Genomic DNA, 18,544 nt, shown 5'->3' with positions numbered 1-18,544 from the left:
CACAATCCAGCGCCTTTCCGCTGAACGGAAGTCCGGCACGACCCCGGGACCTGCGGAAAGATCGGGCGAGTGGAACTTCTGACGCTGATGGGCGTGCTCGCCGGCTCGCTGGCGGTGACCGCGGTCGCGCGGCGCTACAACCTGTCCGCGCCGCTGCTGGTGGTGGTCGTCGCGCTCGGCGTCGCGCTGATCCCCGGCGTGCCGCGGCTGGCGCTCGAGCCGGAGCTGATCCTCACCGTCGTGCTGCCGCCGCTGCTCTACTCGACGTCGCTCGAGAGCTCGCTGACGCACTTCAAGACGACCCTGCGGCCGATCATCACGCTCGGCGTGGTGCTGGTGGCCGTGACCGCGGTGGTCGTCGCCGTCGTCGTGCACCTCCTGCTGCCGGACGTGCCGTTCGCCTCGGCGCTGGTCCTCGGCGCGGTCGTGGCGCCGCCGGACGCGGTGACGGCGGTGGCGATCGGGCGCAAGCTCGGCCTGCCCCGGCGGATGATGGCCGTGCTGACCGGCGAAAGCCTGGTGAACGACGCCGCCGCGCTGACGCTGTACAAGGTCGCGCTCGCCGCGGTCGCGGGCGTGGCGGGTTCGGCCGGGCACGGGTTCGCGGTGTTCGGGGTGGCGACCGTGCTGGGCATCGCGGTCGGCCTGGTGATCGGCGGCGCCGTCGTGCTGATCCGGCGGCTGCTCGACGACCCGCTGATGGAGTCGGCGTTCGGGATCATCGTGCCGTTCGGCGCGTACGTCACCGACCGAGCACCTGCACCCCTTCGGCGACGACTTCAGCGGGTCCGGCGTGCTCGCCGTCGTCGCGGCCGGCCTCTACCTCGGCCACCGCTCGCTGTACGCGTCCCCGGCGACCCGGATGCAGGACAGATCGGTGTGGGCATCGATCGACGTCCTGCTGGAAGCGCTGGTGTTCGCGCTGATGGGGCTGCAGCTGCCGGTCGTCCTGGACGGCGCCCACCACGCGGCCCGCGACGACGGCACGCTCGCGCTGGTCGCGGTGGCCGTGCTGGCGGTGACCATGCTGGTCCGGGTTCCCGCGGTGTTCGTCTCCGCGTACCTGCCCCGGGCGATGCGGCTGTTCGGCCGCGGCCGAACGGCACCGTCGTGGCGGGTGCTGGCGGTGGTCTCGTGGACGGGCATGCGCGGCGTGGTCACGCTCGCCGCGGCGGCCGGCGTCCCGGCGGAAACCCCGGGACGCGCGGAAATCCAGCTGTTCGCGTTCACCGTGGCCATCGGCACGGTGCTGCTCCAGGGGCTGACGCTGCCGCCGCTGATCCGGGCGCTGAAGGTCGAGGACCCGTCCGAAGCCACCCGCGACGAAGCCGAAGAGCTGGCCGCGCGCGAAGTCGCCAAGAAGGCCGCGCACGACCGCCTGCGCGAGATCAGCCACGAGCGGCTGGCCGCCCTGGACCTGCCCCCGGAGCGCGTCACCCGGCTGAAAGAGCGGCTGGAGCGGCTGATCGACATGCGCTACCGGTTCGCCAAGGCGGCGATCACGCTGTCCGGCGAGGAACAATCCGGCAGCCCGCAGGCGCAGTTCGCGAAGGCCCGGCGCGAACTGCTGATCACCCAGCGCAAGGCGATGATCGAGGAGAACCGCGCAGGCCGCCTCGACGACGAAGTGCTGCGGAAGGTGCTGCGCGAGCTGGATCTGGAGGAGCTGTCGGTCTCGGCGACCCTCACGAACCGGATGGGCTGAGCGCCGCCCAGGTCCGCAGGCGCTCCTCGGCCGAGCGGATTCCGGTCTGGGTCAGGACGACGTCGGTGGCGCCGGCGTCGTAGTAGCGCCGGATCCCGCGCGCGACGGTCTTTTCGTCACCGATGAGCGCGAGGTCGGCGGGATGGTCCACGCCTTCCGCGTCGAGGATCTTCCGGGACGACGGAATCCGGCTGTAGAAAGCCATCTGCTCGACGGCCAGCGCGCGGACGGCGTCGGGTTCGTCGGTGACGACGGCCGGGACGGCGGCGATGATCCGCTTGCCTTCGGGGAGGGCCGGGACGATCCGCTCGGAAAGCGCTCTCGGCCCGGCGAGGTACGGGAGGGTGCCGTCGGCGAGCTCGCCGGTGACGGCCAGCGCCTGCGGTCCCATCGCGGCGACGACGATCGGCACGTCGCCACCACCGGCCACTGTGGACGGCCCGGGCGAGTGGGCGCGGACGGTCTCGCCGTCGAAGTCGACGGCTTCCCCGGCGAAGGCCTGCCGGAGGACGGTCAGGTACTCACGCAGGTGCCGGATCGGCGGCGGGTACTCCACGCCGTAGACCGGTCCCAGGAAGCCCTTCGAGCCGAGCCCGATCCCGAGGGTGAACCTGCCCCCGGTGGCGGCCTGTGCGGTTCGCGCGGCGCTCGCGACCAGCAGCGGGTGGCGCGGGTAGGTGGGCACGACGGAGGTGCCGACCTCGATCCCGGGCACTTCCCGCCCGGCGAGCACGGCGATCGCGATGGCGTCCTGGCTCAGTGGCAGCTGCGAGAACCAGACGGACTTCAGCCCGGCCTCGGCGGCCTGCCGGGTCTGCGCGATGAGCTCTTCGACGAGGTTCGGTGCCGAGTCCGTGTCCCCGGCCGGCAGCGCGACTCCGATGGTCATGAGCCCAAGTTAGCCAGCGGTTTTCCGGCTTCCCAGGAATTGAGAACCCGAGCGGGCCGCCGGGAAATCGCCCACCCTGTGGGGCATCCCTCACGATCTTCAGGAGAGCCCATGTCGCTGACCGAAGTCATCGAAGGCACCCGCAAGGCCGTCGACGCCGATCCGCACAACGCCGCCGTCTCCTTCAGCGTCGACCACGTTCTCAAGCCCGGCACCAAGACCGAGGTCGAAGTCAACGTCCGGAACCACGGCTTCACCGTCGACGAACCACCCGCGCTCGGCGGCACCGACCAGGCCGCCAACCCCGTCGAGTACGCACTGGCCGCCCTCGGCTCCTGCCAGGTCATCACGTACCAGTTCTGGGCGGCGAAGCGCGGGATCCCGCTCGACTCCATCAAGGTCACCGTCGACGGAGACCTCGACCTGCACGGCTTCTTCGGCTTCTCCTTCAACACGCGCCCCGGCTTCGGGGACGTCCGCGTGTCCGTCGAACTCGAAGGGCCGGCGAGCCGGGAGCGCTACGAAGACCTCAAGCGCGAGGTCGACGAGCACTGCCCGGTGCTCGACCTGTTCCGGAACGAGACGCCGGTCAGCACCAAGCTGACCTGAACGAACCTCAGACGAATTCGTGCCGCACGATCGTCTGCTCGCGGCCCGGACCCACCCCGATCGCGGAAATCCGCGCGCCCGACAGCTCTTCCAGGCGCTCGACGTACGCGCGGGCGTTCGCCGGGAGCTCCTCGAACGTGCGGCACGCCGAGATGTCCTCGAACCAGCCCGGGTGCTCTTCGTAGATCGGGATCGCGTGGTGCACGTCGGTCTGCGTCATCGGCATGTCCTGCGTGCGGAAGCCGTCGACTTCGTAGCCGACGCACACCGGCACCTTCTCCAGGCCGGACAGCACGTCCAGCTTCGTGAGGAAGTAGTCGGTGATGCCGTTGACGCGCACCGCGTACCGCGCGATCACCGCATCGAACCAGCCGGTGCGCCGCGAGCGGCCGGTCGTCACGCCGAACTCGCCACCCTGCTTGCGCAGGTACTCGCCGGACTCGTCGTGCAGCTCCGTCGGGAACGGGCCGGAGCCGACGCGCGTGGTGTAGGCCTTGAGGATGCCGAGCACCGTGCCGATCCGGCCCGGCCCGATGCCCGAGCCCGCGCTCGCGCCACCGGACGTCGGGTTCGAGGACGTCACGAACGGGTAGGTGCCGTGGTCGACGTCGAGCAGCGTGCCCTGTGAGCCCTCCAGCAGCACGGTTTCGCCGCGCTCCAGGGCCTGGTTGAGCTGCAGCCGCGTGTCGGCGATGCGGTGCGCGAACTTCTCGCCCGCCGCCAGCACCTCGTCGGCGACCTGGTCGGCGTCGAGGGCCTTGCGGTTGTAGACCTTCACCAGCACCTGGTTCTTGAACTCCAGGGCGGCTTCGACCTTCTGCCGGAAGATCTTCTCGTCGAGCAGGTCCTGCACGCGGACGCCGACGCGGGCGATCTTGTCCTGGTAGCACGGCCCGATGCCGCGGCCGGTGGTGCCGATCTTGCGGCTGCCGAGGTACCGCTCGGTGACTTTGTCGATGGCCACGTGGTACGGCATGATCAGGTGCGCGTCGGCCGAAATCAGCAGCTTGGACGTGTCCACGTCCCGCGCTTCGAGGCCGGAGAGCTCGTCGAGCAGCACACCCGGGTCCACCACCACGCCGTTGCCGATGACGTTGGTCACGCCCGGGGTCAGGATGCCGGACGGGATGAGGTGCAGGGCGAAGTTCTCGCCGTTCGGCAGGACGACCGTGTGACCGGCGTTGTTGCCACCCTGGTAGCGGACGACCCACTGGACGCGGTCACCCATCAGGTCGGTGGCCTTGCCCTTGCCTTCGTCTCCCCATTGGGCACCGATGAGCACGATGGCCGGCATGTGACACTCCTGGTGTTCGAGGACGTGGGGTTTAGTGTCCCGGACGGACACCGGTGGCGCTGCTAAATGCCGGTGCATGAGCGTAACGGAGGACCCGCGGGTGCGCGGAATAGTGGTGGCTTGTGGCGACGAAGCGGCCGGCTTCGAAGAGGTCGACGACGTCGAGTCGATCCGCGTGCCGAGCCGTCCCGGCAAGGCGGAAATCGACCCCTTGCTGGGCGAACACGATCACCTGGTCGTCTCGGGCACGGACGCGGACCTCGCCGCCGTCGTGCTGCGCCTGCTCCGGAAGGACGCGATCTCCGGCGTGTCGGTCGGGTTCGTGCCGTCGGCGCCGGACTCGGTCGTCGGCGCGCTCTGGGGGCTGCCGAAGACGCCGCTGCAGGCGCTCGCGCTCGCGTTGCGCGGTGAGGTCGACCCGGTGCCGCTGATCCGGGACGACGTCGGCGGCGTGCTCGTCGGGCGGGGGCAGCTGCGGCTGGTCCGCGGCGTGGCCTACGCCGACGAGCAGGTGGCGCTGCGCGGGCCGGCCGCGTCGATCGAGGTGACCCCGGACCCGGGCGGCCCTGGCCTGGCCGTCCGCGTGGTGAAGGGCACCATCTTCAAGCGGCCGACGACGCTGTACTCGCGGGCGTTCCAGATCGGCTGCATCCCCACCCGGCCGGTGCTCGACGACGTCGTCCACGAGCGCGCGGTGAACAAGTGGACTTGGTACCGGCACACCGAGGACCTGCGGCTGGTCCGGGGAGCCGTCTGAGCGACACCGCACCTTGCGCCGCGAGTCACGCGGTGTTCATTGACGGGCAGCAACATGTCACCTATACGTGTTGTACGCGCCACTCCCGTGCTTCAGGGTTAGCTGTCCCCACTTCTGACACGGAGGCAGCAAAATGCCAACCAGGCGTGCTGTTCGTCATTCGCTCACTGTGCTGGCCGTCACCGCGGTGCTGTCCGGCACGCTGGCCGGCGTCGCGGACGCGACCCCGCCGGGCATCCCGTCCGCCACCACGGCGAAGTCCGAGCTCGCTGCGCTGACCGTCAAGGCCGACGGCTCGCAGACCGGCTACAGCCGGGACAAGTTCCCGCACTGGATCGACCAGGGCAGCGGCTGCAACACCCGCGAAGTGGTGCTGAAGCGCGACGGCACGAACGTGGTGACCGACTCCAGCTGCGCCGCGACCTCCGGCAAGTGGTTCAGCCCGTACGACGGCGCGACCTGGACCGCGGCGTCCGATGTGGACATCGACCACGTCGTGCCGCTGGCCGACGCGTGGCGCACCGGCGCGTCGTCGTGGACGACCGCGCAGCGCCAGGCGTACGCGAACGACCTCACCGACCCGCAGCTGATCGCCGTGACCGACAACGTCAACCAGGAGAAGGGCGACAAGTCGCCCGACCAGTGGAAGCCGCCGCTGGTCGGCTACTGGTGCACCTACGCGAAGATGTGGGTCGCGGTGAAGCACAAGTTCAAGCTGACGATCAACTCCGCCGAGAAGACCGCCCTGACGGACATGCTCAACCGCTGCTGACGCCGGTACGCTCGGGCGGTGCGGATCCTCTTCACGTGCCGCCCGGCATACGGCCACCTCTTTCCCCTGCTCCCGCTGGCGAACGCGGCGCGCGCGGCCGGGCACGAAGTCGTCTTCGGCACCGGCGAGGCGTTCGTGCCCAAGGTGCGTGACCTCGGCTTCGAGGCCCACCGCGTCGGCACCTCGATCGGCGACGCCGAAGCCGAAGCCCGGCAGCGGCACGCCGCGGACGCCGGTTTCTTCGACATCGGCATCACGATGTTCGCCGAGCTGCTGCCGCGGGCGACGATGGCCGATCTGGAGCCGCTGCTGCCCGGGCTGCGGCCGGACCTCGTGGTCTACGAGCAGAGCGACGTCGGTACCGGGGCGCTGGCGCAGCGGGCGGGCCTCCCGGCCGTCTCGCTGGTGATCGGCCGGTCGATGCCACCGGAGGTGCTCGCGGTCGCGGCCGAACGGCTGGCCCCGCTCTGGGACACCCGGCCCGCGGACGCCATGCTCGGCGACGCCTGCATCGACGTCTGGCCCGACAGCGTCCGCGACCCCGGCTCGGCCGCCGTGCCGAAGGTGTTCCGGATGCGCCCGACGCCGTACGACGCGGACGTCCCGCTGCCACCGCTCCCGGAAGACGGCTTCGTGTACCTGACCCTGGGCACGGTGGCCTACGGCGCGACGCAGGTGCTGCGCGGCGCGATCGCCGCCCTGTCGAAGCTGCCGGTGGACGTGCTGGTGGCGGCCGGCCCCGGCGACCCCGCGGCGCTGGGCCCGGTGCCGGGAAACGTGCGCGTCGCCGGGTTCGTGCCCCAAGCCCAGGTGCTGGCGCACGCGGGCCTGGTGGTCCACCACGGCGGCACGGGAACGGTGCTCGGCACGCTCGCCGCCGGCCTGCCGCAGCTGATCCTGCCCCAGGGCGCCGACCAGTTCGCCAACGCGGAGACGCTGTCGGCACTCGGCGCGGCGAAGGCCCTGGTGGGCGACGAGATCAGGATGCCCGCCATCGAAGCCGCCGCCCGGGAACTCCTGGACGGCTCGACGGCGCGCGAGGTCGCGCGGGGGATCGCGGCCGAGATCGCCGGGATGCCCGCACCCGAGGCAGTTCTCGGCGAACTGGTCAGCTGGGCCGGCTGACCAGCGCCAGGATCTCCCGCGCCACCGCGTCGTTCTGGCGGAAGGACAACGCGTTCGTCCGCGGCCGCGTGAACGCCGCCGCCGAGCGGGCGCTCGTGTGGGGGCCCACCGCGAACCGGTGCGGGTGGGGGCGGCCGGTGCCGTCGAGCAGGCGGGAGTCCGACACCCGCGTGTGGATGCGGCCCGACGGCAGCGAAGCGCCCGTCACCGGGTCCGCCACCGTCTCCTCCGCCAGTTCGCCCGCGTCGCGCAGCTGCCGGAGCAGGCCGTCGGCCGCCCGGGTCACGCTCGGGCCCGGCAGCCGCGCCTCGATCAGCGTGCGGGCCTCGACCGTCTCCGGGTGGCTCGCCGACGAGGCCACGAAGACGCCGCGCTCGGCCGTGACCCGCATTTCCGCGCCCGCGAAGGAAACGATTCCCGCTTCGTGCAGCGCGAGCAGCTCCTCCAGCCGGCGCGGCGGCGGACCGCTGGCGTAGTAGGAGAAGAACCCGTGGAACCAGCCGTCCATATCGGACACCTGGGACGCGGCACCCAGTCGTCCTTTTTGGACCAGGATCGGCAGCTGGCCGTACACCGACAGCAGCGCCATGAAGGCACCCAGGTCCGCGCTGAACTCCTGGTCCGCCCGGCGCGCCAAATCGGCCTCGACGTACTTGCGGAGCTCCTTGCCGAACTCCTCCGCCGTGCCGAAGGTCCGGTCCGCCATCGGCCGGTCCAGCCGGTCGAGGTCGAGGCGGTCGGCCTCGGCGGGCACCGCCCGCACGATGAGGTCCCGCATGGCGGGCGAATCCCAGGCCAGGTCGGCGAAGGCGTCGGCGAACACGGCGAAGTCCATGCGGACGCGGACGGGGTGCCCGGTGAACAGCTCGCTGTAGTAGCCCCAGGCCAGTTCCTTCGCGACCAGCGGCCAGACGTCCGCGCGGAAGTCGAGGGCGGCCCCGGCCAGCCCGTCCATGGCGTAGGCGTCGAAGAACCTGGGCAGCCGCAACGGTTTGCCGCGCAACCGGTAGCCGATCTTCGCGTGGTAGGGCACCCCGCGCCGCGAGCCGACGTGCAGCACCGGCTCGGCGCCGCTCGGGTGGTAGCGGAGGCCGCCGCACGGGAGGTCCTCGAACCGGCCGCCGCGGCCCTCGGTCAGCAGCAGCATCAGGTCGACGAACGCCAGTCCGAACCCACGCACCAGCACGGTTTCGCCGGGTTCGACGCCCGCGTAATCGACGTCGGCGGTGTAGCCGGCCGGGTAGTAGGACAGCTCGTGCCGCGCGGCGAACGCCGCCAGTTCGCGCTCCCGCTCGTCCGGTTCCGCGTCGAGGTGGCCGACGGTGAAGACGACGGCGTCCGCCACGATCGCCGATCCGTCGGACAGGCTGACGGTGCGGCCGTCGACCCCGGTCGCGCGGGCCGCGTGCTCGAAGACGTCGACGTCTTCGGGCAGGTCCTCGACAACCTTCCGGTAGAACCAGGTCAGGTAGGCGCTCTGCAGGCGCCGGCTGGGGAAGTGGAAGGGGTCGAGCGCCGTCAGCTCGGCGACGACGTCGGGCGGCACGTCGGCGTCGAGGCCGCCGTCACGCACCTTCCGCGCCCACTCCAGCAGCGACGGCCCCGGCCGCACCGGGCCCGCCATCTTCACCGACTCGTCGGTGAACATCGTGACGTCCTCGGGCATGGAGTTCATCCGCAGCAGTGGTGACTGGTCGTAGCGCCAGACCCGGCCGGGCCCCGGCGGGAACGGATCGATCAGGTGCACCTCGAGCCGGCGGCCGCCGAGCAGTTCCGCGGCGTTCGCGCCGAGCCGTTCGAGGACGCCGACCCCGCGGGGTCCGGCGCCCACGACAGCCAGGGTGAACGGCGGGAGGTCGGCCACGAACCCGAAGCTACGCCGGGGTTCCGGCGCGGGAAGCCCTTCCCACAGGGCGGAATCGACAGGCCGGACCAATCCGCTCCGGCCCGCGGTTCCGAATGCCCCCGGCACACCGGTGAAAGGAGCGAACTTGTCCTTCGTCCACCCAGGCGCCCGGGCCTCGATCACCCACCCCCACCTGCGAATAGTTGACCGATGAGATCGGTTCGCCGCACCGCGTCCACACCGCGCAGGACGTGGTCGGCACCCTCCTCCGGGGGAACTGGGCGATCTTCGCCCACGAATGGGCCGATCCGGACGGGATCGACCCCGAGCACTGGCGGGACGTCGTCGAAGCCGCCGCGGAGGCGGCGGGGGTCGACGTCGAGTTCGTGGTCATCCCGCGCCGGTCCCTGACCGTCGTGGTCAACCGGGCGGCGGCGCCCAGCTTCGAGCAGGTCCGCGCGTCCATCGAGGTCATCGAACGCGCACGGGGCGGCGGCTGACCTCCCGTTTCCCCGGTAGCCACCTCGCCGACGCGAGGTGGCTACTTTTGCCCCTGGCGACCGACCAAACGGTACGGAATGATCCATTGGTGACTCCTGGGCCACCGGTCAGACACTGCGGGCTATCGTCTGACCCGTTCGGGAAAGCTCCGTGACGCCTTGGATACCAGCGAAAGAACCTAGAGATTTACCAACAGTCACGGGACACTGACTGGGGTGACTCACGTACCGTGACTGCCTCATGACCGCCTGGTCGTCTCGTCACCGGAGGTCGTGGGGCGGACGCGGTTTGTAGCAGAGGTCGGGAGAAAACGCATGGCAGCACCGCCGGATCGCGTCACGTTCCGCGAGGTGTTCGGGATCGCCGAGTTCCGGGCGCTGTGGTTCGGGGAACTGCTCTCGATCGCCGGCGACCAGCTGGCCAGGGTCGCGCTGTCCATCCTCGTGTTCACCGGGACGAATTCCGCGACGCTCACCGGCCTGACCTACGCGCTGACCTACGCCCCGTCGCTGCTGGGCGGCATCTTCCTCACCGGCTTCGCCGACCGCTTCCCCCGCCGCAGCGTGATGGTGCTCGTCGACCTGCTGCGCGCCGGCCTGATCCTGCTGGTGGCCGTGCCCGGCATGCCGTTCTGGCTGATGTGTGTGCTGGTCGGCGGCGTCTCCCTGGTCAACCCGCCGTTCAAGGCGTCTCAGCTCGCGCTGCTGCCGCAGGTGCTCGAAGGCGACCGGTTCGTCGTCGGGATGGGCATCCGGAGCATGACCGTGCAGAGCGCCCAGCTGCTCGGCTTCGCCGGCGGCGGCGCGCTGCTGATCGCCCTCGACCCGCACGTCGCCTTGATCGTCGACGCCGCCACGTTCGTGCTGTCGGCTTTCTTCGTGCGCTTCGGCGTCCGTGCCCGGCCGGCCGCGGCGACCGGCGAGCAGCGCAAGTCCTTCTTCGCGACGCTCGGCGGCGGTGGCCGGACGGCGTTCGCGAGCTCGCCGTTGCGGACGCTGGTGCTGTTCACCTGGCTGATGGGGCTCCTGCCGGTCTACGAGGGCATCGCCGCGCCGTACGTCTCGGCGGCGGGCGGCGGCCCCGAAGCGATCGGCCTGCTGCTCGCGGCCGACCCGATCGGCAGCGTCATCGCGACCTTCGCCTACACGCGCTGGGTACCCGCGCGGGTGCGGCCGAAGCTGATCGGCCCGCTGTCGGCGCTGTGCGCCGTGCCGCTGGTGCTGTGCTTCCTGAACCCCGGACCGGTCTCGTCGATCGTCCTGTTCATCGTCTCCGGCGGCCTGGGCACGGTCTGCCTGCTCCAGGCGACCGCGTCACTGACCCTGGCCGTGTCCGACGAGCAGCGGGCGCAGGTGATGGGCCTGTCCAACACGGGACTGACCACGATGATGGGCATCAGCCCGCTCGTCGGCGGGGTGCTCGCGGATCAGCTGACCCCGCACGGGACCGTCGGCATCTTCGGCGTCGCGGGGCTCGTCCTCACGCTGCCGCTGGCGGCACTGTGGACGCGAGCCCTGTCGGGCGAGCCCGGAAGATGGATCGACAAAGAAGCCGCACGCGCCGAACATGCTTGACATGCCCCGCGCGTGGGCTTGACCTGCGCGACCTTGCGGTGCGCTGTGCGGTCACTGATCTTTGCCGCGCATCGCTGGCCACCTCTCGTTCCGGTGTCAACCAAAAAGTACACACCGAAAGCCCTTGTGGACAGCACGCAAACGGTCTGAAACTGTCCGTGAGTAGATTGTCACTGATCACCTGCGCAAGGGGCTGGGGGAAAAATGGTCACATCGGGGGAACGGTCTGGACAAGCCTCGGTTCGTGGTGTTGCCAAGTGGGCACTGTGGACCCGGCCAAAAGCCTGGGTCGCCGTCACACTCACCGCGATCGCCGTCATGCTTGCCTGGACCACGGCCGCCACGCTTTCGATTCCGGTCACGCTCGCGAACCTGGGGACGTTCGCGCTGCTCACCGCCCTGGCGGTGGCCCAGACCGAGGTCAGCAGGCGCATCGAGCGCCAGCGCCGGATCTTGAGCAACGGCCCGCACATCAACATGACGTCCGTCTGGCTGCTGCCCGCCGGGCTGCTCGTGCCGCCGCAGCTGGTGGCCGTCCTGGGCACGGTGCTCTACGTCTACCTCGCGTTCCGCAGCTGGTCGGGTACCCGACCGGGTGAGGCCCACCGCGTGGCGGCCAACGCGACCACGATGATCCTGTCCGGCTTCGCCGCCGGTCTCGTCGCGGACGTGTTCAGCGGGCACGGGATGGTGGCCGTCGCACTGGCCGCCGCCGCGTTCTTCACCACCAACACCGCCCTCACCGGGCTCGGCCTGTACCTGGCCGCCCCGGAGAAGGCGACCGTCGAGGGCTGCCTCGGCAACATGGACGACAACCTGCTGGAGCTGGCCACCCTGTGCGTCGGCGGCCTGCTCGTGATGGTCTTGACCACCGAGCCGCTGCTTTCGGTGCTGGTCATCCTGCCGCTGTACGTGCTGCAGCGGTCCGTGCTGATCAAGCGGCTGGAAGAGCTGGCCACCACCGACCAGAAGACGCAGCTGCTCAACGCCACCACCTGGCAGGACGGCGCACAGCGCGAGATCTCGCGCGCACAACGGGAGAACGGCAGCTTCGGCGCCATGATGATCGACCTCGACCACTTCAAGCGGATCAACGACACCTACGGGCACCTCGCGGGGGACGACGTGCTCAAGGCGGTCGCCGCCGTGGTCAAGCAGGAGACCAGGGCGCACGACCTGGTCGGCCGGTTCGGCGGCGAAGAGTTCGTCGCGCTGCTGCCTTCGACGTCCAAAGAAGACGCGATCGTCACGGCGGAGCGGATCCGGCAACGGGTCAGCGAGCTGATCATCAGCACCACGACCAACGCGGGCGCCGCCGTCGACATCGAACGGCAGACGGCGTCGATCGGCGTCGCCGCCTACCCGCTGGACGGTTCGTCCATCGAGGAGGTGATGGCGTCCGCCGACGCGGCCGTGTACGCGGCCAAACACGGTGGACGCAACCGCGTGGTGGGTTCCGTCGCGCTCCCGGAGATGGCCGTCGCCTAGGGTCAGCGCAACCGGTCGATGACGTCGCTCGCCTTGGTCTGCAGGCGGGCGACGCCGCCCACGGTGAATTCGGTGAGCAGGTCGATCAGGGCGTCCTGGTCCGGTGGCTCGCCGTCCCAGGTGGCCTGGACCAGTGACTCCGTCATGGCGAAGAAGAGCGTGACGAGCGCGCGGTCCGCGCGACCCGAGTCGATGCCGTGGGCGGCCCACCGCTTGCGGCTGGCTTCGGCGTAGACGACGGCCAGCCTCTCCCTCAACCGGGTGAGAGCGGGGTCGCCCGCCCGCTCGGCCGCGCGGAGCACGCCGTAGCCCTCGGGGTGGTCGGCGACGAAGGTGACCATGTTGGCGTAGTTGGCCCGCGCCCAGGCCCGCAGGCCGGGCTGCTCGTCGGCCACCGACGGCCCCGCGATGGCGGTGAAAGCCCTCTCTTCGGTTTCCGCCACGACCTCGGCGAACAGCGTCGCCCGGTCGCCGAACTGCTCGTAGACGGCTTGGCGCGAGACGCCGGCCTCCCGCGCGATCTGCTCGATCGTCGCGCCCTGCATCCCGTGCTGCGCGACGACCCGGGCGGTCGCCCGCAGCACGCGGGCGCGCTGCTCCGAAACCGGGAGCTTGCGCGGCCGCCCGCGCGGAGCCGGGCTTGACATGGTGGTCCACCTCACGTGATTCTTTTTCCGACACCTCTGTCTAAAAAGGTGTTCCCCGCGCACTCGACCTGCTCAACGAGGAGCAAGCATGCGTATCTTCCTCCGCCGCGCCCTGTCCGCGGCCGTCGCCACGGTTTCCGTTCTGGCGTTGGCGACGCTGGGCCCGCCGCAGGCCTCCGCCGCGTCCTTCTACGATCCGCCGTCCCCCCTTCCCGCCGGCAGCAACGGCGACGTCATCCGGCACGAAGCGTCGACGTTCTACATCGATCCGATCCAGCTGATCAAGGCCGACGCGAGCGTGCAGCGGATCATGTACCGCAGCACCGACACGCACGGCTCGCCGGTCGCCGTCACCGGCACGGTGCTGACCCCGCGGTCGGCGTGGCACGGCGCCGGGGCGCGCCCGATCGTTTCCTACGCCGTCGGCACCCAGGGCGAGGGCGACGACTGCGCGCCGTCGAAAGCGCTTGCCGCGGGCTTCGAGTACGAAGGGCCGTTCATCGCGGGGCTGCTGACGCGGGGGTACGGCGTCGTCGTCACCGACTACGAAGGGCTGGGCACGCCCGGGGACCACACGTACGTCAACCGCGCGTCGGAGGGCCACGCCGTGCTCGACGCGATCCGCGCGGCCCAGCGGCTGCCGGAGGCGGGCCTGCCGGACGACGGCCCGGTCGCGATCGCGGGCTATTCGCAGGGTGGCGGCGCGTCGGCCGCGGCGGCGGAGCTGCAGCCGGGTTACGCGCCCGAGCTGAAGCTCAAGGGCGCGTACGCGGGGGCGGTGCCGGCGGACCTCGCCGAGGTCGCCAAGAACCTCGACGGCCACTACGCGGTCGGGTTCCTCGGCTTCGCGCTGGTGAGCATGAACTACGCGTACCCGGAGCTGAACATCCCGGCGTTGCTCAACGCGCGCGGGAAGCAGCTGTTCGAGCAGGTCCGGACCGAGTGCACGGTGGAAGCGATCGCCGCGCACGCGTTCACGCAGTCCTCGACGCTGACCAACGACGGCCGGTCGCTCGTCGCGTACCTCGGCGAAGAGCCGTACCGGTCGAGGGTGGCCGAGCAGAAGATCGGGTCGCTCAAGCCGACGGCGCCGGTGCTGATCGTGCACAGCGCGCTCGACGACATCGTGCCCTACGCGCAGGACCGCGACCTGGGCCGGACGTGGTGCGGCAAGGGCGTGCGGGTGCAGTTCAGCACGACGCTGATCCCGACGCACGTGCTCGGCGCGGTGCGGGCGTTCCCGGAGGCGTTCGCCTGGCTCGAGGGCCGCTTCGCCGGCCTGCCGGCGCCGGTCGACTGCGGCTGGTTCTGAGGCCGGACGGGCCCGGGACCGCGCGGTCCCGGGCCCGTGGCGTCACTTCAGGCCGGTGGCTTCCGCGGCGGCGGGGTCGGAGTCGGCGAGGAACGTCCGGCAGCGCTCGTGCTCCTCGGTCTCGCCGATCTTTCCCGCGGCCTTGCCCAGGACGGCGAGGGCGCGGAGGAACCCCTGGTTGGGGCGGTGCGCCCAGGGCACCGGGCCGAAGCCCTTCCAGCCCGCGCGGCGCAGCTGGTCGAGACCCCGGTGGTAGCCGGTGCGGGCGTAGGCGTACGCGGCGACGGTCTCGCCCGCGTCGAAGGCCTTCTCGGCCAGCGAAGCCCAGGCCTCGCTGTAGTCGGGGTGTTCGGCCGCGACGGTGGCCGGGTCGCTCCCGGCGTCGAGCGCGGCCTGGGCGGCGGTGTGCTCGGGCAGCAGCGTCGGCTCGGGGCCGAGCAGGTTGTGCGTCATGGGGTCATTGTGCCCATGCCCGCGGATCAGAAGAACAAGCCCGCGAGAATCCCGCCCCCGGCCAGCACCAGCGCGGCGACGAGCACCGCCGCGACAACTCGTTTCGGCATCATGGCGCGACACCATGCCAAGCTCGGGCCGCCCGGAGCAAGTCAGCCACCCGTAGGGGTGAACCCTGGGCGCGAAGCGCCTCCGTTGAGGGTGGCGGTGGGGAAGAAGGTCGGGTGAACCCCGATTTTGGCGTCGTTTGCCACGGTCTTGGCCCACTCGTGACCATGACCGGCCATGATGTCGGGCATGGCCAAGGCAGTCGACGTCCCGGTGGACGTGATCCCGCGCAGTCCCGTCGGCAAGACGCGGCTGTTCTTCACGCGGCACTGGCACCGCGGCGCCCCCGGGCAGCCGACGCCGGACTGGGTGCTCCGGTTCTGCTACGGGATGTGGCTGGCGGCGTTCGCGTTCAAGCTGGTCGGCTCGTCGTGGGACATGTCGTGGCACTTCATGTGGCTGCGCGACGACCTGGCGCCGCCGCACCTGATCAACACCGTCGGCACGGTGATCATCGTGGTGCTGGTGGCGATCCACAGCTACACGGGTCTCGGCGCCGACAAGACGTCGCTGCGGCTGATGCAGATCGGCCTGCTGACGTTCCTGGTGGCGGCCCCGCTGGACGTGATCAACCACCGCGTCAACGGCCTCGACCTGACCGCGTGGAGCCCGTCGCACATGATGCTCTACCTGGGCACGGGCATCATGCAGGCGGGCGTCCTGCTGGGCTGGCTGCGGTCCGCCCCGGTGGGCCGGTTCCGGACCGGCGTGCTGCTCGCGCTGTGGGCGTTCTTCCTGGAGAACACGTTCTTCCCGAACGGCCAGCAGGAGTACGGCATCCTCGGCCTGCGCGCCTGGGAACGCGGCGAGCCGGAGGCGGAGAAGTCGCTGCTGGACTTCGCGGCCGGACAGATCGGGCACCCGGTCGACCGGACGGCTGTGCTGCACTTCACGATGCCGATCCCGGAGTGGGTGTACCCGCTGTGGGGCATCGGCGTGATGGCGTTGATCCTGGTGCTGGCCCGGAAGACCTTGGGCTTCCGCTGGGCGGCTTCTTCGGTGGCTCTCGCGTACGTCGCTTACCGGTCGGTGATGTGGCCGCTGCTGCTCGGGCTCGGCTTCCCGGTGTCGACGGTGCCGTTCTACCTGCTGTTCGTGGGTCTGGCCGTGGACCTGGCGTTCGCGATGAGCGCGGGCGTGTTGCAGGCGGGCGCGGGGGCGCTGCTGGTGACGGCCTTCGGGTACGGGGCGTTCTGGGTGCAGTCGCAGTTCCGGCCGTGGGTCCTGGGTGACGCACACACGGAGTCGGCACCCCCGGCGGCCTACTGGACCGCGTTGGTGGTGCTCGGCGGGGTGTTCGTGCTGTGGGCGGCGGCTGGTCCGGTGACGCGCCGGTGGACCTCCCGGCGAGCGGTGCCCGAGACAGTCTGAACACGACGAAGGGCGGCACTTCCGTCAGGAAAGTGCCGCCCTTCGGACGTCTTACTTGAGCTTCGTGCCCGCCGAACCCAGCGCCTGGCAGGCCTCGACGACCCGCTGGGCCATCCCGGCCTCCGCGGCCTTCAGGTACGACCGCGGGTCGTAGACCTTCTTGTTGCCGACCTCGCCGTCGATCTTCAGGACGCCGTCGTAGTTCTTGAAGAAGTGGTCCACGATCGGGCGCGTGAACGCGTACTGCGTGTCCGTGTCGACGTTCATCTTCACCACGCCGTACGACACCGCCTCGCGGATTTCCTCCGGGAGCGAGCCCGAGCCGCCGTGGAAGACCAGCTCGAACGGCTTCGAGCCCGCGTCCAGGCCGAGCTTCTTCGACGCCGCCTCCTGGCCGCCCTTCAGCACGTCCGGGCGCAGCTTCACGTTGCCCGGCTTGTACACGCCGTGGACGTTGCCGAACGTCGCCGCCAGCAGGTAGCGGCCCTTCTCGCCGGCGCCGAGCGCGTCGATGGTCTTCAGGAAGTCGCCTTCGGCGGTGTACAGCTTCTCGTTGATCTCCGCCTCGACGCCGTCTTCCTCGCCGCCGACGACGCCGATCTCGACCTCGAGGATGATGTTCGCGGCCGCCGTCTTGGCCAGCAGCTCCTGCGCGATCTCGAGGTTCTCGTCGAGGTCGATCGCCGAGCCGTCCCACATGTGGGACTGGAACAGCGGGTGCTGGCCGTTCTTGACGCGCTCCGCCGAGATCTCGATCAGCGGGCGGACGAAGCCGTCCAGCTTGTCCTTCGGGCAGTGGTCGGTGTGCAGCGCCACGTTCACGTCGTACTTGGCCGCCACGACCTGGGCGAACTCCGCCAGCGCGGTCGCGCCGGTCACCATGTCCTTGACCTTCTGGCCGGACGCGAACTCCGCACCGCCGGTGGAGAACTGGATGATGCCGTCGCTCTCCGCCTCGGCGAAGCCGCGGATGGCGGCGTTCACGGTTTCGGACGAGGTCACGTTGATGGCCGGGTAGGCGAACTCGTTCGCCTTGGCCCGGTCGAGCATCTCCGCGTAGACCTCGGGGGTGGCGATGGGCATCGTTACTCCTCCTTGGCACAGGGTGGTCCCGACCGCATCGTACGAGGTCCGCCGCCGCCGCACACCGGTCCCCGCGCAGAAACTTTTCCGCACGTCGGATCGGTTCAGAAAGCGTGCGTCCGGCCGCCGGCGCACCGGCGGCCGGACGGACGTCACAGCAGCTCGGAGGCCAGCGCCTGGTACGCGGGCCACGGGTCCTCGTTCAGCACCTGGATGTTCACGTGGTCGGCACCCGCTTCGAGGTGGGCGCGGACCCCACGGGCGACCGTTTCCGCGTCGCCGTGCAACGCCAGCGCGTCGACCAGGCGATCACTGCCCTCGCCTTCGAGGTCTTCGTCGGTGAACCCGAGTTTCCGCAGGCTGGCGACGTAGTTCGACAGCCCGAGGTAGTACTTCACGGTGTTGCGGCCGATCGCGCGGGTCTCGTCGGCGTCGGTGCCCAGCACCACCTTCTGCTCCGGCGCCAGCAGCTTGCCCGCGCCGAGGATTTCGCGCGTGCTGCGGGTGTGCTCCGGCGTCGTCAGGTAAGGGTGCGCGCCCGCGGCGCGATCGCCGGACAGCTTGACGACCTTCGGGCCGAGCGCGGCCAGCGCCCGCCCGGCGACCGGGACGCCCGCCGCGTCGAGCCCGTCCAGGTAGTCGACCAGCGCCGCGTACGGCTTCTTGTACTCCTTGGTGGCCTCTCGGTGGCCGGCGCCGATGCCGAGCAGGAAGCGGTCCGGGTACTTGCCCGCGATCCGCTCGTACACGCGGGCGATGTCCGCGGGCTCGTCCTGCCAGATGTTCACGATGCCGGTCGCGATGACCAGGTGGTCGGTCGCCGCGAGCAGGTCGTCGACGTAGGCGAGGTCGCCAGTGGGGGACGCGCCCAGCCAGATCGCGCCGTAACCGAGCTTCTCCGCCTCCGTCGCGAAGTGCACGTCGACGCCCGGGTAGGGCCGCCAGATACCGAGCTTGCCGAGTTCGATTGCCATGGAACACTCCAACGCGTGGGACGGCGATTTTCCTCC

Annotated in this window: 16 protein-coding genes and 1 pseudogene; 10 read left to right on the top strand and 7 right to left on the bottom strand. The window is 70.6% G+C overall.

Going from position 1 to position 18,544, the window contains the following annotated elements; genetic code table 11:
* Positions 1–69 precede the first annotated feature (69 nt).
* Positions 70–1,705 (top strand): annotated as a pseudogene (locus ACFVYA_RS00695) (cation:proton antiporter).
* Here ACFVYA_RS00695 and ACFVYA_RS00690 read toward each other — a convergent pair.
* The gene (locus ACFVYA_RS00690) at positions 1,686–2,594 is read right to left on the bottom strand and encodes a TIGR03564 family F420-dependent LLM class oxidoreductase (RefSeq protein ID WP_387040765.1); all 909 of its coding nucleotides are present in this window, start codon (positions 2,592–2,594) and stop codon (positions 1,686–1,688) included. The pseudogene ACFVYA_RS00695 and the gene ACFVYA_RS00690 sit on opposite strands and share 20 nt — an antisense overlap.
* Before the next feature lie 111 nt (positions 2,595–2,705).
* Between ACFVYA_RS00690 and ACFVYA_RS00685 the strand changes: the two genes are divergently transcribed.
* Positions 2,706–3,203 (top strand): OsmC family protein, encoded by a 498-nt coding sequence (locus tag ACFVYA_RS00685; RefSeq protein WP_285987270.1) that lies wholly within the window; start codon positions 2,706–2,708, stop codon positions 3,201–3,203.
* A 7-nt stretch (positions 3,204–3,210) separates the two neighbouring features.
* Here ACFVYA_RS00685 and ACFVYA_RS00680 read toward each other — a convergent pair whose 3' ends face one another.
* Positions 3,211–4,497 carry an adenylosuccinate synthase gene (locus ACFVYA_RS00680; RefSeq protein WP_285987271.1) on the bottom strand — a complete coding sequence of 429 codons (1,287 nt, stop codon included), beginning with the start codon at positions 4,495–4,497 and terminating at the stop codon, positions 3,211–3,213.
* 76 nt (positions 4,498–4,573) lie between these two features.
* Between ACFVYA_RS00680 and ACFVYA_RS00675 the strand changes: the two genes are divergently transcribed.
* The 3 genes from ACFVYA_RS00675 (at position 4,574) to ACFVYA_RS00665 (ending at position 7,151) form a co-directional block, all read left to right on the top strand.
* Entirely contained in the window at positions 4,574–5,254 is a 681-nt protein-coding gene (locus tag ACFVYA_RS00675; RefSeq protein WP_387040760.1) for a hypothetical protein, read from the top strand.
* Positions 5,255–5,387: 133 nt separating this feature from the next.
* Complete coding sequence (locus ACFVYA_RS00670; protein WP_285987272.1) at positions 5,388–6,026, top strand: HNH endonuclease family protein; 639 nt, start codon at positions 5,388–5,390, stop codon at positions 6,024–6,026.
* Between the two features lie 18 nt (positions 6,027–6,044).
* Positions 6,045–7,151, top strand: coding sequence for a glycosyltransferase (locus ACFVYA_RS00665; RefSeq protein WP_387040756.1), 1,107 nt, complete (start codon positions 6,045–6,047; stop codon positions 7,149–7,151).
* Here the strand turns inward: ACFVYA_RS00665 and ACFVYA_RS00660 are convergent.
* The gene (locus ACFVYA_RS00660) at positions 7,135–9,015 is read right to left on the bottom strand and encodes an FAD/NAD(P)-binding protein (RefSeq protein ID WP_387040753.1); all 1,881 of its coding nucleotides are present in this window, start codon (positions 9,013–9,015) and stop codon (positions 7,135–7,137) included. The two genes, ACFVYA_RS00665 and ACFVYA_RS00660, sit on opposite strands and share 17 nt — an antisense overlap.
* A 185-nt stretch (positions 9,016–9,200) precedes the next feature.
* On the opposite strand from ACFVYA_RS00660, the gene ACFVYA_RS00655 reads away from it, so the two are divergent.
* The 3 genes from ACFVYA_RS00655 to ACFVYA_RS00645 all read left to right on the top strand — a co-directional run bounded on the left by ACFVYA_RS00655 (position 9,201) and on the right by ACFVYA_RS00645 (position 12,560).
* Positions 9,201–9,497 carry a hypothetical protein gene (locus ACFVYA_RS00655; protein WP_387040750.1) on the top strand — a complete coding sequence of 99 codons (297 nt, stop codon included), beginning with the start codon at positions 9,201–9,203 and terminating at the stop codon, positions 9,495–9,497.
* A gap of 315 nt (positions 9,498–9,812) precedes the next feature.
* Positions 9,813–11,072, top strand: coding sequence for an MFS transporter (locus ACFVYA_RS00650; protein WP_387040747.1), 1,260 nt, complete (start codon positions 9,813–9,815; stop codon positions 11,070–11,072).
* Positions 11,073–11,390: 318 nt separating this feature from the next.
* A complete protein-coding gene (locus ACFVYA_RS00645) occupies positions 11,391–12,560 on the top strand; it encodes a GGDEF domain-containing protein (RefSeq protein ID WP_387040745.1) in 1,170 nt (389 codons plus the stop codon).
* Between the two features lie 2 nt (positions 12,561–12,562).
* Here the strand turns inward: ACFVYA_RS00645 and ACFVYA_RS00640 are convergent, their stop codons facing one another.
* Positions 12,563–13,207, bottom strand: coding sequence for a TetR/AcrR family transcriptional regulator (locus tag ACFVYA_RS00640; RefSeq protein ID WP_308674237.1), 645 nt, complete (start codon positions 13,205–13,207; stop codon positions 12,563–12,565).
* 88 nt (positions 13,208–13,295) lie between these two features.
* Between ACFVYA_RS00640 and ACFVYA_RS00635 the strand changes: the two genes are divergently transcribed.
* Positions 13,296–14,519: a lipase family protein gene (locus tag ACFVYA_RS00635; RefSeq protein ID WP_387040742.1), complete on the top strand. Its 1,224-nt coding sequence runs from the start codon at positions 13,296–13,298 to the stop codon at positions 14,517–14,519.
* Positions 14,520–14,561: 42 nt separating this feature from the next.
* Here the strand turns inward: ACFVYA_RS00635 and ACFVYA_RS00630 are convergent, their stop codons facing one another.
* Positions 14,562–14,972 carry a DUF3151 domain-containing protein gene (locus ACFVYA_RS00630; RefSeq protein WP_387040740.1) on the bottom strand — a complete coding sequence of 137 codons (411 nt, stop codon included), beginning with the start codon at positions 14,970–14,972 and terminating at the stop codon, positions 14,562–14,564.
* Between the two features lie 297 nt (positions 14,973–15,269).
* On the opposite strand from ACFVYA_RS00630, the gene ACFVYA_RS00625 reads away from it, so the two are divergent.
* Positions 15,270–16,451, top strand: a complete 1,182-nt coding sequence (locus ACFVYA_RS00625) for a hypothetical protein (protein WP_387040737.1) — start codon at positions 15,270–15,272, stop codon at positions 16,449–16,451.
* 51 nt (positions 16,452–16,502) lie between these two features.
* Here ACFVYA_RS00625 and fbaA read toward each other — a convergent pair whose 3' ends face one another.
* Both fbaA and ACFVYA_RS00615 read right to left on the bottom strand, forming a co-directional pair.
* Positions 16,503–17,534 carry a class II fructose-bisphosphate aldolase gene (gene fbaA, locus ACFVYA_RS00620; RefSeq protein ID WP_285987280.1) on the bottom strand — a complete coding sequence of 344 codons (1,032 nt, stop codon included), beginning with the start codon at positions 17,532–17,534 and terminating at the stop codon, positions 16,503–16,505.
* Positions 17,535–17,686: 152 nt separating this feature from the next.
* Positions 17,687–18,508, bottom strand: coding sequence for an LLM class F420-dependent oxidoreductase (locus ACFVYA_RS00615; RefSeq protein WP_387040734.1), 822 nt, complete (start codon positions 18,506–18,508; stop codon positions 17,687–17,689).
* Positions 18,509–18,544 lie beyond the last annotated feature (36 nt).

Origin of the sequence: Amycolatopsis sp. NPDC058278 (assembly GCF_042881395.1) — a bacterium.
Taxonomy (GTDB): Bacteria; Actinomycetota; Actinomycetes; order Mycobacteriales; family Pseudonocardiaceae; genus Amycolatopsis.
The sequence above is the reverse complement of the archived record's forward strand: the minus strand, read 5'-3'. Positions and strand labels throughout refer to the sequence as shown.

Excerpts from the sequence above, each read along its gene's own strand:
- ACFVYA_RS00680 (WP_285987271.1), bottom strand. The coding sequence starts at position 4,497 with ATGCCGGCCATCGTGCTCATCGGTGCCCAATGGGGAGACGAAGGCAAG.
- ACFVYA_RS00685 (WP_285987270.1), top strand. The coding sequence starts at position 2,706 with ATGTCGCTGACCGAAGTCATCGAAGGCACCCGCAAGGCCGTCGACGCC.
- ACFVYA_RS00690 (WP_387040765.1), bottom strand. The coding sequence starts at position 2,594 with ATGACCATCGGAGTCGCGCTGCCGGCCGGGGACACGGACTCGGCACCG.
- ACFVYA_RS00670 (WP_285987272.1), top strand. The coding sequence starts at position 5,388 with ATGCCAACCAGGCGTGCTGTTCGTCATTCGCTCACTGTGCTGGCCGTC.
- ACFVYA_RS00650 (WP_387040747.1), top strand. The coding sequence starts at position 9,813 with ATGGCAGCACCGCCGGATCGCGTCACGTTCCGCGAGGTGTTCGGGATC.
- ACFVYA_RS00615 (WP_387040734.1), bottom strand. The coding sequence starts at position 18,508 with ATGGCAATCGAACTCGGCAAGCTCGGTATCTGGCGGCCCTACCCGGGC.
- fbaA (WP_285987280.1), bottom strand. The coding sequence starts at position 17,534 with ATGCCCATCGCCACCCCCGAGGTCTACGCGGAGATGCTCGACCGGGCC.
- ACFVYA_RS00635 (WP_387040742.1), top strand. The coding sequence starts at position 13,296 with ATGCGTATCTTCCTCCGCCGCGCCCTGTCCGCGGCCGTCGCCACGGTT.
- ACFVYA_RS00675 (WP_387040760.1), top strand. The coding sequence starts at position 4,574 with ATGAGCGTAACGGAGGACCCGCGGGTGCGCGGAATAGTGGTGGCTTGT.
- ACFVYA_RS00630 (WP_387040740.1), bottom strand. The coding sequence starts at position 14,972 with ATGACGCACAACCTGCTCGGCCCCGAGCCGACGCTGCTGCCCGAGCAC.
- ACFVYA_RS00640 (WP_308674237.1), bottom strand. The coding sequence starts at position 13,207 with ATGTCAAGCCCGGCTCCGCGCGGGCGGCCGCGCAAGCTCCCGGTTTCG.
- ACFVYA_RS00625 (WP_387040737.1), top strand. The coding sequence starts at position 15,270 with ATGGCCAAGGCAGTCGACGTCCCGGTGGACGTGATCCCGCGCAGTCCC.
- ACFVYA_RS00645 (WP_387040745.1), top strand. The coding sequence starts at position 11,391 with ATGCTTGCCTGGACCACGGCCGCCACGCTTTCGATTCCGGTCACGCTC.